Source organism: Sorangium sp. So ce375 (genome assembly GCF_051473855.1).
In the GTDB taxonomy this organism is placed as follows: Bacteria; Myxococcota_A; Polyangia; order Polyangiales; family Polyangiaceae; genus Sorangium.
On sequence record NZ_CP150335.1, the window covers coordinates 9,225,190 to 9,240,192 of the forward strand.

Annotated in this window: 13 protein-coding genes; 11 read left to right on the forward strand and 2 right to left on the reverse strand. The window is 70.0% G+C overall.

Annotated elements, in window-relative coordinates; all coding sequences use genetic code 11:
• The first annotated feature begins 50 nt into the window (after positions 1–50).
• The 11 genes from ureA (at position 51) to WME90_RS34385 (ending at position 12,514) form a co-directional block, all read left to right on the forward strand.
• On the forward strand, positions 51–752 hold the full coding sequence (gene ureA / locus WME90_RS34335; protein ID WP_437276273.1) for an urease subunit gamma: 702 nt from the start codon (positions 51–53) through the stop codon (positions 750–752).
• Entirely contained in the window at positions 749–2,464 is a 1,716-nt protein-coding gene (gene ureC / locus WME90_RS34340; protein WP_437276274.1) for an urease subunit alpha, read from the forward strand. Before ureA ends, ureC begins: the two co-directional genes overlap by 4 nt.
• A gap of 85 nt (positions 2,465–2,549) precedes the next feature.
• The gene (locus WME90_RS34345; RefSeq protein ID WP_437276275.1) at positions 2,550–3,212 is read left to right on the forward strand and encodes an urease accessory protein UreF; all 663 of its coding nucleotides are present in this window, start codon (positions 2,550–2,552) and stop codon (positions 3,210–3,212) included.
• A 9-nt stretch (positions 3,213–3,221) separates the two neighbouring features.
• A complete protein-coding gene (gene ureG, locus WME90_RS34350; protein WP_437276276.1) occupies positions 3,222–4,085 on the forward strand; it encodes an urease accessory protein UreG in 864 nt (287 codons plus the stop codon).
• A 317-nt stretch (positions 4,086–4,402) separates the two neighbouring features.
• Positions 4,403–5,263, forward strand: a complete 861-nt coding sequence (locus WME90_RS34355) for a response regulator (protein ID WP_437276277.1) — start codon at positions 4,403–4,405, stop codon at positions 5,261–5,263.
• 135 nt (positions 5,264–5,398) lie between these two features.
• Positions 5,399–6,094, forward strand: a complete 696-nt coding sequence (locus tag WME90_RS34360; RefSeq protein WP_437276278.1) for a succinate dehydrogenase cytochrome b subunit — start codon at positions 5,399–5,401, stop codon at positions 6,092–6,094.
• 19 nt (positions 6,095–6,113) lie between these two features.
• Positions 6,114–8,027 carry a fumarate reductase/succinate dehydrogenase flavoprotein subunit gene (locus WME90_RS34365; protein WP_437276279.1) on the forward strand — a complete coding sequence of 638 codons (1,914 nt, stop codon included), beginning with the start codon at positions 6,114–6,116 and terminating at the stop codon, positions 8,025–8,027.
• Positions 8,027–8,800, forward strand: coding sequence for a succinate dehydrogenase/fumarate reductase iron-sulfur subunit (locus WME90_RS34370; RefSeq protein ID WP_437276280.1), 774 nt, complete (start codon positions 8,027–8,029; stop codon positions 8,798–8,800). Before WME90_RS34365 ends, WME90_RS34370 begins: the two co-directional genes overlap by 1 nt.
• 1,196 nt (positions 8,801–9,996) lie before the next feature.
• Positions 9,997–10,779 carry a DUF5995 family protein gene (locus WME90_RS34375; protein WP_437276281.1) on the forward strand — a complete coding sequence of 261 codons (783 nt, stop codon included), beginning with the start codon at positions 9,997–9,999 and terminating at the stop codon, positions 10,777–10,779.
• Between the two features lie 47 nt (positions 10,780–10,826).
• Entirely contained in the window at positions 10,827–11,861 is a 1,035-nt protein-coding gene (gene msrP / locus WME90_RS34380) for a protein-methionine-sulfoxide reductase catalytic subunit MsrP (protein ID WP_437276282.1), read from the forward strand.
• Between the two features lie 23 nt (positions 11,862–11,884).
• Entirely contained in the window at positions 11,885–12,514 is a 630-nt protein-coding gene (locus WME90_RS34385; RefSeq protein ID WP_437276283.1) for a sulfite oxidase heme-binding subunit YedZ, read from the forward strand.
• Between the two features lie 225 nt (positions 12,515–12,739).
• Here the strand turns inward: WME90_RS34385 and WME90_RS34390 are convergent, their stop codons facing one another.
• Together WME90_RS34390 and gor are read right to left on the reverse strand one after the other, a co-directional pair.
• Positions 12,740–13,330 carry a DUF420 domain-containing protein gene (locus tag WME90_RS34390; protein WP_437276284.1) on the reverse strand — a complete coding sequence of 197 codons (591 nt, stop codon included), beginning with the start codon at positions 13,328–13,330 and terminating at the stop codon, positions 12,740–12,742.
• A gap of 177 nt (positions 13,331–13,507) precedes the next feature.
• Positions 13,508–14,932, reverse strand: a complete 1,425-nt coding sequence (gor, locus tag WME90_RS34395; protein ID WP_437276285.1) for a glutathione-disulfide reductase — start codon at positions 14,930–14,932, stop codon at positions 13,508–13,510.
• Between the last annotated feature and the right edge of the window lie 71 nt (positions 14,933–15,003).

A 15,003-nucleotide genomic window follows, 5' to 3' on the forward strand; every position in this document is an offset into this window, starting at 1 on the left:
GCGCCGCGCTGGCCAAGCCACGGCGTCGCCGCGCCGGAGAGAGGGCGAACATGCACCTTGCGCCTCGTGATCTCGACAAGCTCGTGCTGCACGGCGCGGGCTTCCTCGCGCAGAAGCGCCTCGCGCGCGGGATAAGGCTCAACTACCCCGAGGCCGTCGCGCTCATCGCGACGCAGATCCTCGAGCTCATCCGCGACGGCCGCAGCGTCGCCGAGCTCATGGACGTAGGACGCCGCCTGCTCGGGCGCGCGCAGGTGATGCCGGGCGTGCCCGAGATGATCGCCGAGGTCCAGGTGGAGGGGACCTTCCCCGACGGGACGAAGCTCGTCACCGTCCACCACCCGATCGCGCTCGAGCACGGCGATCTCGCGCTCGCGCTCTACGGCAGCTTCCTCCCCGTGCCCGACACGTCGCGCTTCGCGGGAGGCCCGGCGGAGCGGACGGCCGAGCCGACGCCCGGCGAGGTGCTCGTGAAGCCCGGCGAGATCGAGCTCTCCCCCGGCCGGCGGCGGCTCTCCCTCCCCGTGAAGAACCTCGGCGACCGACCGATCCAGGTGGGGAGCCATTACCCGTTCTCGGAGACGAACCGCGCGCTCGAGTTCGATCGGGCGGCGGCGGCCGGGATGCGGCTCGACATCCCCGCGGGCACCGCGGTCCGCTTCGAGCCGGGCGACGAGAAGACGATCACGCTGGTGCAGGTCGACCCGCAGGGCGGGGCGGCGCACGCCGCGCCGGAGGAGCAGCAGGCATGAGCCACAGGATGCAGCGGCGCCACTATGTCGATATTTACGGGCCTACGGTGGGCGACCGCGTGCGGCTCGGCGACACCGGGCTCATCGCCGAGGTCGAGCGGGATCACACGTCCTACGGTGACGAGTGCAAGTTCGGCGGCGGCAAGGTGCTGCGCGATCGCATGGGGCAGATGGCCGGCGCCTCGAACGACGAGGCGCTCGACTGCGTCATCACGAACGCGCTCATCGTCGACTGGACCGGCGTCTACAAGGCCGACATCGGCATCAAGCGGCGCCGCATCGCGGCGATCGGCAAGGCCGGCAACCCGAAGGTGATGGCCGGCGTCACGCCGGGCATGATCGTCGGCGTGACGACGGAGGTCATCGCCGGCGAGGGCCACATCGTCACGGCCGGGGGCGTCGACACGCACATCCATTTCATCTGCCCGCAGCAGGGGTACGAGGCGCTCGCGTCCGGCGTCACCACGTTCGTCGGCGGCGGCACGGGCCCGGCGACCGGCACGAAGGCGACCACCTGCACCCCGGGCGCCCATCACATCTCGCTGATGCTGCAGGCGACGGACGTCCTCCCGCTCAACATCGGCTTCACGGGCAAGGGCAACACCTCGTCGCCCGAGGGGCTGCTCGAGCAGGTGCGCGCCGGCGCCGTCGGGCTGAAGCTCCACGAGGACTGGGGGACGACGCCGCCCGCCATCGACTGCTGCCTCAGCTTCGCCGAGCACGAGGACATCCAGGTCACGCTCCACACCGACACGCTGAACGAGTCGGGCTACGTCGACGACTCCATCGCGGCGTTCAAGGGCAGGACGATCCACTCCTACCACTCCGAGGGCGCGGGCGGCGGGCACGCGCCCGACATCCTGCGCATCTGCGGCGAGCCGAACGTCATTCCCAGCTCGACGAACCCGACGCGGCCCTACACCGTCAACACGCTCGACGAGCACCTCGACATGCTCATGGTCTGCCACCACCTCGACCGGAACATCCCGGAGGACGTGGCGTTCGCCGAGAGCCGCATCCGCGGCGAGACCATCGCGGCCGAGGACATCCTGCACGACCTCGGCGCGATCAGCATCATCTCGAGCGACAGCCAGGCGATGGGCCGCGTCGGCGAGGTGATCACGAGGACCTGGCAGACCGCGCACAAGATGCGGGATCAGCGCGGCCGTCTGCACGAGGAGCGGGGCGACAACGACAACTTCCGGATCCGCCGCTACGTGGCCAAGTACACGATCAACCCGGCCATCGCGCACGGCATGTCCCACGAGATCGGGTCGGTCGAGCCGGGCAAGCTCGCGGACCTCGTGCTGTGGCGGCCCGACATGTTCGGCGTGCGCCCGGAGCTCGTGATCAAGGGCGGCCTCATCGCCTGGGCGCAGATGGGCGATCCGAACGCGTCGATCCCGACGCCTCAGCCGTATTACATGCGGCCGATGTTCGGCGCGCTCGGCACGGCGATCGGCGAGACGAGCATCGCGTTCGTGTCGAGCCGCGCCATGGACGAGGGGAGCATCCGCCGGCTCGATCTGAAGAAGCGCCTCTCGGCGGTCCGGCGGTGCCGCCGGATCGGCAAGGCCGACATGCGCCTCAACAGCACGCTGCTGCCGATCACGGTCGACCCCGAGACGTACGAGGTGCGGGCCGGCGGCGAGCTCCTCCGCTGCGACCCCGCGAAGGTCCTGCCCCTCGCCCAGCGGTACAGCCTCTTCTGAGGCGGGGCGCTCGCTCGCGGTCGCCGCGTTCCCGCTGGTTCGTTCCTCCCTCTCTCCCTTTGCCTCGGTCCGCCTCCCTCCGCGCATGAACAGGTGGCTCCTCCTCCAGATCTCCGACTCCGCGTTCCCGGTCGGAGGGTTCGCGCACTCCGCGGGCCTCGAGGCGGCGGTGCAGCTCGGCGAGGTCGGGGCCGGGAGCGCGCTCTCGTCGTTCGTCGCGAGCGCGCTCTGGCAGGTGGGCCTCGGCGCGCTGCCGCTCGTGCGGGCGGCGCACGAGCGCCCGCTCGAGATCGCGGCCGTCGACGACGCCTGCGACGCCTTCCTCGTGAACCACGTCGCGAACCGGGCGAGCCGGACGCAGGGCCGCGCGTTCCTCGCGACGAGCGCGCGCGTCTTCCCTTCCGCCGAGATCCGCCGACTCGACGCCGCCGTCCGGGCGCGGCAGGCGCTGGGCCACCATGCGCCCGCGTTCGGCGCGGCGCTCGCGGCGCTCGGCGTCGCGCGCGAGGACGCGCAGGCCGTCTACCTCCACGCCTCGCTCCGCGGCGTCGTCTCGGCGGCGGTGCGGCTCGGGCTCGTCGGGCCGCTGGAGGCGCAGCGACTGCAACTCGAGAGCGCGCCGCTCCTCGACGCGGTGCTCCATGAGTGTGAAGATCACGGCATCGACGAGCTCGCGCAGCCGGCGCCGCTCCTCGATCTCTTCGGGGCCACGCAGGATCGGCTCTACTCGCGTCTCTTTCAATCGTGAGGTGACAGCATGCACGACCCTGGCGACCACGGGCACGGCCACGAGCACGGCCACGGCCACGATCACGGCCACGATCACGGCCACGATCACGGCCACGATCACGGCCACGATCGCGGCCACGATCACGGCCACGATCACGACCACGGCCACGACCACGACCACGACCACGCGCATGGGCACACGCACGAGCACTGGGCGCACCCGGGGCTCTTCAGCGAGCGGGATGCGCCGAAGGACCGCGACTTCTCGGCGCGCGCGTTCACGGTGGGGATCGGGGGGCCCGTCGGCAGCGGCAAGACGGCGCTCGTGCTCGCGCTCTGCCGCGCGCTGCGCGACAGGATGCCGCTCGGCGTCGTCACGAACGACATCTTCACCCAGGAAGACGCCGAGTTCCTACACCGCAACAAGGCGCTGCCGCCGGAGCGCATCCGCGCGGTGGAGACCGGAGGCTGCCCGCACGCGGCGATCCGCGAGGACATCAGCCACAACCTCGTCGCGCTCGACGACCTCATGGACCGCGTCGCGCCCGAGCTCCTCATCGTGGAGAGCGGCGGCGACAACCTCGCCGCCCAGTACAGCCGCGAGCTCGTCGACTACACGATCTACGTGATCGACGTCGCCGGCGGCGACAAGGTGCCGCGCAAGGGCGGACCGGGCATCACGCAGTCGGATCTGCTCGTCATCAACAAAACAGATCTCGCTCCGCACGTCGGCGCCGACCTCGGCGTCATGGAGCGTGACGCCCGGCGGATGCGGGGCGACGGTCCGTTCCTGTTCGCGCAGTGCAACCGGAGCAAGGGAGTCCCCGAGATCATCGACCACATCCTCTCCGCCATGCGTCGCGCGACCACCACGGCGCCTCCCGCGAAATAAGCCCCTCAATCGCGCGCCTCCGGCTGCGACAAGCGCTCACGGTCCACACGAGTCGGCATACCGGAGCACATCCGCGCCGGGCGCGCGGCCCCGCGCCCTGTTAAAGGAGGAGAGCGGCAACGCCGCTTCGACTTCCGTTTCGCTGGAATACCGGTTCTATTGGACCTTAGGCGGACTTCGGACGGCTGGTAGAGGGCGGAGAGGGCTCCGCCGGGCGGGGCGCCATCCGGCGCAGCTGTTGTCGCCACGCGATCACGGCAGCGCCGGACGGCGAGGCGGCGCGGCGGAGCCCTCGTAGACCAGAGGAGGAGGCATCAGTGAGCCAGGCTCGACCCCATGTGCTGGTGGTAGACGCCGAGAAGAGGGTCCTCGACAGGCTCGCGCTCGAGCTCGGCCAGGGCGGCTTCGATGTCACCTGCGCCGAGAGCGGGCCCGCCGCGATCGAGCTCGTCAAGGCGCGCCGCTTCGACCTCGTGGTCGTCGATGTGGGGGCGCCCGGCATGGACGGCGCCGAGACCGTCGCCGCGCTCAAGGCGATCAGCCCGGACCTCGAGATCATCATCGGCGCCCCGTGCTCGAGCGCGCAGGCCGCCGTGGAGTGCATCGAGCGTGGCGCGTACGACATGCTGGAGAAGCCCTACGACATCGAGGACATGAAGCGGCTGCTCGAGGCGGCGATCCTGCGCACCCACCTCGACGCCGTGGCGGCCGTCCACCAGGCGAGCGCCGCCCTTGTCGCGTCCCTCTCGCGGGACGACTTCCCCGAGCGCGCCGTGGATCTCGCGGCGAAGGTGGTTTATACGACCAGCGCGGCGCTCTCCCTCGCGCTCGATCAAGGGGCCGCGCTGTACCAGGCAGCCTCCGGCGCCGAGGTGCCTGCGGCGTTCATCGCTCGGCTCGCCGGGCGGATCGAGGGCGCGCTCGCGCCCGTCCGCCTGTCCGCGGACGACGCGCCCGAGCTGCTCTGCACCGCGGAGGGAGATCGCTTCGGCGCCGCCATCGTCGCGCCGCTCCGCCTTGGTGAGAGCTCGTTTGGCGGCCTCGTGGTGCTCCGCGACGAGCGCCTGCCGGCGTTCACCAGCCAGGAGGAGCAGGCCATCGGCATCTTCGCGATCGAGCTCGCGCTCGCTTTTTACGGCCACAAGGTACGGCGCTCGCACGGCCCCTGCGCCGCCTGACGCGCGCCCCGAGCAGCCGCGCGCCGCGCGCTCGCCCGGGCCGCGATCTGCGGCTGGCGCCCGCAAATTCTTCGGCGATCGAGCTCAAGATTCCCTCTGGCGAACGCGTTCGCGCCCCACTAAAGGAGGGGAGCGATGAGCCCCACCGCCGCACCATCGACTCTCCCCGCCAGGGCCCAGCGCGCCGCGACCTTCTACCGAGATCTCGTCGGCAAGAAGATCGCGATGGCGCTGAGCGGCGTCATCTTCTTCGGCTTCGTGATCGGCCACATGGCCGGCAACCTCCAGGTCTTCCTGGGCCGGCAGAAGTTCAACGACTATGCCGCTTTCCTCCACGGGACGCCCTCCCTGCTGTGGGGGACGCGGCTCCTCCTCCTCGCCGCCCTCATCGTCCACGTCTACACGGGCGTGACCCTCGCGCAGCACAGCCGCGCTGCCCGGCCGGTCCGCTACCAGGTGAAGGGGCAGCGGCATCCCAACGTCGCCGCGCGCACGATGCTGCTGAGCGGCGGCGTCCTCGGCGCCTTCATCGTCTATCACCTGCTCCACCTGACGACGGGCACCGTGCACCCCGACTTCGTGCCGCTCGACGCCTACGACAACGTCGTGAAGGGCTTCAGCCCGGGCCCCGCGGCGATTGCCTACGTCGTGGCGATGGGCCTGCTCGCGCTGCACCTCTACCACGGCGCGTGGAGCATGTTCCAGTCGGTGGGCGCCAACCACCCGCGCTACTCGCCGGTGCTCAAGAAGTTCGCGGCCGTGTCGTCGATCCTGCTCTTCGCCGGCTTCTCGTCCATCCCGCTGGCCGTCCTGTTCGGCATCGTCCGCTGAGCCCGGAGCGTCCGTCATCATGCAGCTGAATGCGAAGATCCCCGAAGGTCCCATCGAGAAGAAGTGGGACCAGCACCGCTTCAACCTGAAGCTCGTCAACCCGGCGAACAAGCGGAAGTACACGGTCCTCGTCGTCGGCACCGGCCTCGCCGGGGGCGCGGCGAGCGCGACGCTGGCCGAGCTCGGCTACAACGTGAAGAGCTTCTGTTTCCAGGACTCTCCGCGCCGCGCCCACAGCATCGCCGCGCAGGGCGGCATCAACGCCGCGAAGAACTACCAGAACGACGGCGACAGCATCTACCGCCTCTTCTACGACACCGTGAAGGGCGGCGACTACCGCGCGCGCGAGGCCAACGTGTACCGGCTCGCGCAGATCAGCGTGAACATCATCGACCAGTGCGCCGCGCAGGGCGTGCCGTTCGCGCGCGAGTACGGCGGCGTGCTCGCGAACCGCTCGTTCGGCGGCGCGCAGGTGTCGCGAACGTTCTACGCGCGCGGCCAGACGGGGCAGCAGCTCCTCCTCGGCGCCTACCAGGCCCTCGAGCGGCAGATCGGCCTCGGCAAGGTGAAGATGTACCCGCGCACCGAGATGCTCGATCTCATCGTCATCGACGGCAAGGCGCGCGGCCTCATCACCCGCAACCTGATCACGGGGGCGCTCGAGACGCACCTCGGCGACGCGGTCGTCCTCGCGTCGGGCGGCTACGGCAACGTCTTCTTCCTCTCGACGAACGCGAAGGGGTCGAACACCACGGCCGTCTGGCGGGCGCACAAGCGCGGCGCGCTCTTCGGCAACCCGTGCTTCACCCAGATCCACCCGACGTGCATCCCGGTCTCGGGCGACTACCAGTCGAAGCTGACGCTCATGAGCGAGTCGCTCCGCAACGACGGCCGCATCTGGGTGCCCACGAACGCGGGCGACACGCGCCCGCCGGAGCTCATCCCCGATGGCGAGCGCGACTATTACCTCGAGCGCCGCTATCCGAGCTTCGGCAACCTCGTGCCGCGCGACGTCGCGTCGCGCGCGGCGAAGGCGGTGTGCGACGAGGGTCGCGGCGTGGGGCCGACGCGGCTCGGCGTGTACCTCGACTTCTCGGACGCCATCCGGCGCCTCGGCAAGCCGGCCATCGCCGAGCGCTATGGCAACCTCTTCGACATGTACGAGCGCATCACCGGCGACGACCCGTACAGCGTCCCGATGCGCATCTATCCGGCCATCCACTACACGATGGGCGGGCTCTGGGTGGACTACAACCTGATGAGCACGATCCCCGGCCTCTACGTGCTCGGGGAGGCGAACTTCTCCGACCACGGCGCGAACCGGCTCGGGGCGAGCGCGCTGATGCAGGGCCTCGCCGACGGGTACTTCATCATCCCCTACACCATCGGCGATTACCTCGCGTCGACGAAGCTCGAGCGGGTCGACGACCTCCACCCCGCCGTGAGGGACGCCGAGCGCGACGCGAGCGCCCGGCTGAACAAGCTGCTCGGCGCGAACGGCTCGCGCACGGCCGACTCGTTCCATCGCGAGCTCGGCAAGATCATGTGGGAGCAGTGCGGGATGGCGCGCAACGCCGCCGGGCTCAAGGGCGCGCTCACGCGCATCCCTGAGCTCCGCGAGCAGTTCCACCGCGACGTCCGCGTCTCGGGCACCGGCACCGGCCTGAACCAGGAGCTCGAGAAGGCGGCGCGCGTCGCCGACTTCTTCGAGCTGGCGGAGCTCATGTGTCGTGACGCGCTCGACAGGGAGGAGTCGTGCGGCGGGCACTTCCGCGAGGAGCACCAAACACCCGAGGGCGAGGCGAAGCGCGACGACGAGCGCTTCTCGTATGTCGCCGCCTGGGCCTGGCGAGGCGAAGGCCAAGCCCAGGAGCTCCACAAGGAGCCGCTCCAGTTCAACGAGGTTCACCCCACGCAGCGGAGTTACAAATAATGCGCCTCACCCTCCATGTCTGGCGGCAGAAGGGCAAGTACGAAGCGGGCCGGTTCGTCACGTACGAGGTGCCCGACGTCAGCGAGCACATGTCCTTCCTCGAGATGCTCGATGTGCTCAATCAACGGCTCATCCTCAAGGGTGAGGAGCCCATCGCGTTCGATCACGACTGCCGCGAGGGCATCTGCGGCATGTGCGGCTTCATGATCAACGGTCAGGCGCACGGGCCCCTCCGTGGGACGACCGTGTGTCAGCTGCACATGCGTCACTATAAGGACGGCGACGTGCTGTGGCTCGAGCCGTGGCGGGCCCAGGCGTTCCCGGTGGTGAGCGACCTCGCCGTGGACCGCAGCGCGTTCGACCGGATCATCGCGGCGGGCGGCTTCGTCTCGGTGTCGACGGGCAGCGCGCCGGACGCGAACGCGATCCCGGTGCCGAAGGTGGTCGCCGAGCGCGCCATGGACGCGGCGGCGTGCATCGGCTGCGGCGCCTGTGTCGCATCCTGTCCGAACGCCTCCGCCTCGCTCTTCACCGCGGCGAAGGTCACGCACCTGAACCTCCTGCCGCAGGGCCAGCCGGAGCGCGATCAGCGGAGCCTCAACATGGTCGCCCAGATGCGCGTCGAGGGCTTCGGCCACTGCACGAACGTCGGCGAGTGCGAGGCGGTCTGCCCGAAGGAGATCCCCCTCGACATGATCGCGAAGATGAACCGCGACTACCTGCGCGCGACGCTGGTCCACCGCGACGTGCAGGCCAAGGGCGGCACGGGCTGAAGCGCGCCGCACCGCCGGCCGGCCTCGCCCGAGGCCGGCGGCGCCTCGTCGCCCCTCCCCTGCCCCTCCCCTGCCCCTCCCCCGCCCCTCCCTCTCCTCGATAGCAAAAGCTCCCTTCCACACGCCTTGAACGGCGGCGTTCCGTCACCGCCGATACGCGGCGCAGGTAGGCGCACCCTGCACGGCCACAGGCCTGCCCCTCGGGCGTTGTGCGTCAAGGACGCGCCCGCGGCCCACGGGGTCAGGCCGGACCTTCGACAGATCACTGCCCGTACGGCCGGCCCTTGGTGCCTGCAGGCCCAGGCTGCAGCGCCTCGGCGCGACGCTCACCCGAGCAGGGCCCCTCGGCATGACAGGCGAGCCCTGGCGTCACGGGTGCCCAAGCACGATCCCGACGGCGGCCGTCGGTGTGGCACAACACCGACCTCATCCTGCACTTTCGTACAATTTTTCACTGAATACCGCGACGAACTGCGTGCCACCTGTGGAAAGCGGGCCAGGAGTTTCCTGATCACGGACTCAGGGACTTCCTAAACACTCTTCACCCCGCGAGCTCCAACCGTACAGTCAACGTGGGATAAGCACTCGGCTTATTTCGAGAACATCTCGTCGCGACTGCAGCCCAAGCGAGTGAAGGCTTTCCGGATGTGACGAACCGCCGCTCCAGTCGCAGCGCAACCGCGAAGATGCCGTGGAGCTCTCCCGCGTCACAAAGAAACATGTCAGGGTCAACAGGCGCTTGTTCGAGGCCAGTAGTTGGAATAACCTCAAAATTGTCCCGAACGGGATCAGACATCATAAGACAATTGTGGTCAGCCCACATCGTGTCGTAGACTAGGTCGAACTTAGAGCGCCGCAGCGAGGGGGGGCATCCCGCCGCGAGCGCGCCAGGATCGCATCGAGTATCGCTCTTCTGCGGAAGCCGGTTCGAGGGGAGGGCCGGCAGGAGGAGAAGCCAGGGCAACGGCCGCGGCGACCTTTCTCCCAGCGGGTCAGGAGATCCGCTTTCCACATGGGAACGACGCGCACCGGGACCGCAGACCAGACTGGGGCTGAGCAGGCTGCCGGAGGGCGCCCTGCTGCGCCGTTCGTTCTGCGCCCCGGCGACGCGCCGGGGTCAGCGAGGCTGGTCGGATGCGGAAGTTCGAACATCAGACAGGTCTCTTGGACGAGCGAAGAAGTAGGAGGGGAACTTCATGAGGTGCTGCATCGACGGCCTTAATCTGCGTCCGACGAGCGTCCACGATGCCGCCGTTGCTCTCGACACCGTGACGGAACGGCTCCTCGCCGCGAGCGATCGGCGAGCGGCCTTCACCGACGTCTACGGTATCGTCACGCGCGCTGTCGCGGCCCAGGTCGGGCGAGCCGATGGCATGTTCCTCGAGCCGGCGTGGATCTCGCGCCTCGCGGGCAGGTTCTGCGAGCGGTACCTCGAGACGCTCCGCTGGTACGATCAGGGCGCGGCGCAGGACTGCGGCGCCTGGCACATCGCGTACGCGAGCACGGCGTCGCGGTTCACGCCCCCCGTGCAGAACGCCCTGCTCGGCTTCAGCGCCCACATCAACTACGACCTGATCTTCGGGATCCACGCGACGATCGTGGAGTTCGGGCATGGCGCCGACCGGAAGATGCTCGCGCGGCTCAAGCACGATCACGACCAGATCAACACGCTGCTCCGCGCCTCGGTCATCGAGGCGCTCGCGCGCCTCACGGCGCGGCACGGCTGCCCCCTCAGCGCGTTCTTCCTGGAGACCGCGCCGGAGGTCGCGGTCTGGGTGTCCATGGAGATGCTCTCGCGGTGGCGCGAGCGCGTCTGGGAGGACGTGCTGGCGCTCCTCGCCGCGCGCACCGCGAGCGAGAGGGCGGCGCTCTCCCGCGGCATCGAGCGGCGCTCCACGCGCATCGCCCAGATGCTCGCGCTGCCGTCGCTGCACCAGGCGCCTCACACGGCGCTCCGCCTCCTGTCAAGGGCGGCGTGATCGCCGCCGACCGCAACCGGCGCCCCGCCCGATCGTAGAATGGGGGCATGAGCAAGCTGCCCAAGGAACCGCCCGCCGGCGAGATCACCCCTCCAGCGCTCTACCTGCGGCGGCGCGAGTTCCTCAAGAACGCGGCGCTCTTCACCGGCACCGCGTCGGCCATCGGCGGCGGGCTCGTCGGTCTCACGGGCGGCGCGGCGCGCCTCTCGGCGGGGGGCGGGCCCGGAGGCCCCGGCGGCGAGGCCACGCCGCTCGGAAGCGCCTCCCCGCCGGCGACCCCCGGGACGTCGTCCTCCGGAACGAACGCGAGAGGCCCGTTCGTTACCGACGAAGCGCGGACCTCCTACGAGGACATCGTTTCGTACAACAATTTCTACGAGCTCGGCCTGAGCAAGTCCGAGCCGGCCAAGAACGCCGGCCGGCTCAGGCTCCGCCCCTGGACCATCGCGTGCGAGGGAGAGGTGCAGAAGCCCGAGGTCATCGACATCGAGACCCTGCTCCGATGGTTTCCCCTGGAGGAGCGGGTCTATCGAATGCGCTGCGTCGAGGCGTGGTCGATGGTGATCCCGTGGCTCGGGTTCCCGCTGGCCGCGCTGCTCAGGCGCCTCGGGCCGACCTCTCGCGCCCGGTACGTCCAGTTCACCACGCTGCTCGATCGAGAGCAGCTGCCCGGGCAGCGGAGCGACGTGCTCGACTGGCCTTACGTCGAGGGGCTACGGATCGACGAGGCGATGCACCCCCTCACGATGCTGGCCGTGGGCCTGTATGGCCAATCGCTGCTCGGCCAGAACGGAGCGCCCGTGCGCCTGGTGGTGCCGTGGAAATACGGGTTCAAGGGGTGCAAATCGATCGTCAGCATCCAGCTCACGGAGCGGCAGCCGAGGACGACCTGGAACCGCGCCGCGCCGGACGAGTATGGGTTCTATGCGAACGTGAACCCCGCGGTGGATCACCCGCGCTGGAGCCAGGCGACCGAGCGGAGGATCGGTGAGCTGCGTCGCCGGCCCACGCTGCCATTCAACGGCTATGCGGAGGAGGTCGCCGGCCTCTACAGCGGGATGGACCTGCGGGAGAGCTTCTGACGATGCGCGCGCAAGCGAGGACGATGTCGCCTCCGCGCGTCGGGACGCCGGTCGGCCGGAGGCTGGCCTGGCTCCCGCCCGCGGTCGTCACCGGCGGGCTGATCCCGATGGCCGTGCTCGGCCTGCGCGCCGGGGCCGGGGCGCTCGGCCCGGATCCCGTCGCCGAGGCGCTGAACCAGCTCGGCCTGCTCGCGCTCGTTCTGCTCGTCGCCTCGCTGGCGGCGACGCCGCTCAAGCTCGTGTCGGGATGGACGTTTCCGCTCCGTATCCGCAAGGCGCTCGGGCTGCTCGCCTTCTTCTATGCGTGCGCCCACTTCCTGACGTACGCGTTCGTCGATCAGGGCCTCGACGTGCGCGCGATCGTCGAGGACGTCACGGAGCGCCCCTTCATCCTCGCCGGCTCCGTCGCGCTCCTCGTGCTCGTCCCGCTCGCGGCGACGTCGACCGCGGGCATGCTGAAGCGCCTCGGCGCCGCGCGCTGGAAGCGCCTGCACCGCCTCGCGTACGCCGCCGCCGTCCTCGGGATCGTGCACTTCTTCCTCCGCGTGAAGAAGGACGCGACGGAGCCGATGATCTACGCGGCGCTGCTCGCGCTGCTCTTCGCCGTGCGCATCGCGAGCGCCGTCCTGCACAGACGCGCGCCGCCGCGCTGATCGCGGGCTGAGCGCGGGCTGAGCGCGCGCCAGCGCCGCGCCGGTCGACGCCTACAACGCGCAGCAGAGCAGTTCCCCCCGCCCCTGGTTACGAGCGTCGCAGAGCGGCGGTCACCCGCACAGGAGACGGGCCCAGATCGGCGTTTTCGGCGCGCAAGCGCACTCCTGTGCGCTGAGCACCGAAAACGTCGAGATGGGCCCGTATCCGAAGCGGGCGACCGCCGCTCACGGCACTGCCGGCGGGCTGCCGCGGAGCATGAAATAGATGAGCACCCCGGTGACGGACACGTAGAGCCAGAGGGGCAGCGTCACCCGCGCGATCTTGGCGTGCTTCGCGAAGTTCGCCTTGTAGGAGAAGTAGAACGACGTCAGCGCGAGCGGCACGATGCCCGCAGAGAGCACGATGTGCGAGATGAGGACGGCGAAGTAGACGGCGCGGAGCGGCCCGGTGCCCTGGTACTTCGTGTCGCCGTGGACGAAGTGATAGGCGAGATAGCCGACGAGGAACAGCGACGACGCGGCGAACGCCGAGACCATCAGGTACTTGTGCACGATCACCGCGCGGCGCTTGATCGCGATCCACCCCGCGACGAGGAGCGTCGCGGCCGTCGCGTTCAAGGCCGCGTTCAGCGGGGGCATGAAGCGGAGATCCGCGCCGCCCGCGCCCCGCCGGATGATGAGGATGTAAGCGAGGAACGCCAGCGCGGCGGCGGAGAGCACGGCGTTGAAGGCGTAGAACGATCGGTCGCTGGTGCGGGCGAGCAGGCCGACGGGCTTCAAGTGGCTCGAGGCGTGAGTCGACATCGCGCGGTCCATACCAGAGGAGCGCGCCGAGCGCGAACGCGAGCGGGCGAGTTCGGGCCGGGGAACGGAAGCGGACGGAAGCGAACGGAAGCGGACCGCGGCTGACCGAAGCGGACGGAGACGAACGCCAGCGCTCGCGGCCCGACCGAAGCGGACGGGCGCAGACGGGGGCCGCCCCGAGCGAGCGGGCTACGCGGAGCTCGGCGCGATCCCCATCGGGGGGCTGCGATCGAGGTTCCGCAGCGGCTCGCGCATGGTCACGAACTCCTCGGCCGCGGTCGGGTGGATGCCGATCGTCGCGTCGAGCTGCGCCTTTGTCGCGCCGCACTTCAGCGCGACGGCGAACCCCTGGATGATCTCGCCGGCGTCGGGGCCGACCATGTGGACGCCGAGCACCCGGTCGGTCGCGCGGTCGACGACGAGCTTCATCATCGTCTTCTCGTCGCGCCCGGAGAGGGTGTGCTTGAGCGCGCGGAAGGTCGAGAGGTAGACGGCGACGTCGTGGCGCTCTCGCGCCTGCGCCTCGGACAGGCCGACGGTGCCGACGCTCGGCTGGCTGAAGACGGCGGTCGGGATGCCGGCGTAGTCCACGCGCGCGCGCTCGCCGCGGAAGAGCGCCTTCACGAGCGCCATCGCCTCGGCGATGGCGACAGGGGTCAGCTGCACGCGCGAGATCACGTCGCCGAGCGCGTAGATGGACGGGACCGACGTCTGGAACGCGTCGTCGACCACGACCGCGCCGTCCTCGGAGAGCTTGACCCCGACCTCCTCGAGGCCGAGCCCCTTGGTCTTCGGCACGCGCCCCGTCGCGTACAGCACGCAGTCCGCCTCGAGCTCGGTGCCGTCGGCGAGCGTCGCGGTGAGCGCATCGCCGCGCCGCGCGAGGCTCTCGACGCTCGCGCCCAGGCGGAGGTCCAGCCCCTTCTTCTGGATCTCCGCGGCAAGGAACGTCCGGATGTCGTCGTCGAAGCCGCGCAGGAGGTGCATGCCGCGGTGGACGAGCGACACCTTGGCCCCGAGCCCGTGCAGGATGCCGGCGAGCTCGACCGCGATGTAGCCGCCCCCGACGATGACCGCGCGCCGCGGCATCGTCTGGAAATGGAACGCGTCGTCGGAGGTGATGGCGAGCTCGCGCCCGGGGAGATCGGGGATCCAGGGATAGCTGCCGGTCGCGACGAGGATCCGCTCGGCCGTGATCCTGGCGCCGTCGATCTCGACGGCGTGGGGATCCACGATCCGCGCGTGCCCCCGTCGGAGGTCGGCGCCCGAGTTCTTCAGGAGCCGCTCGTAGACGCCGTTCAGCCGCTCGATCTCCTTGTTCTTGTTGCGGAGGAACGTCGACCAATCGAACGACGGCCCGGCGTGCCCGTCCCCGCCGGCGCCGTGGCCGGGCACCGTCCAGCCGTAGCCGGCGGCGTCCTCGAAATCCTCGGCGTAGTGCGAGGCATAGACGAGGAGCTTCTTCGGGATGCACCCTAGGTTGACGCAGGTGCCGCCGAGGTGGCGCGACTCGGCGACGGCGACCCGGGCGCCGTAGGAAGCGGACATGCGGGCTGCGCGCACGCCGCCGGAGCCGGCGCCGATGACGAACAGATCGTAATCGTACTTGGACATGGTCGACGACTATGCCCCATGCGGGGCTCGGTCGCCGCGCGCCGTGCGCCCGCCACCCACCGGCCCGCGGG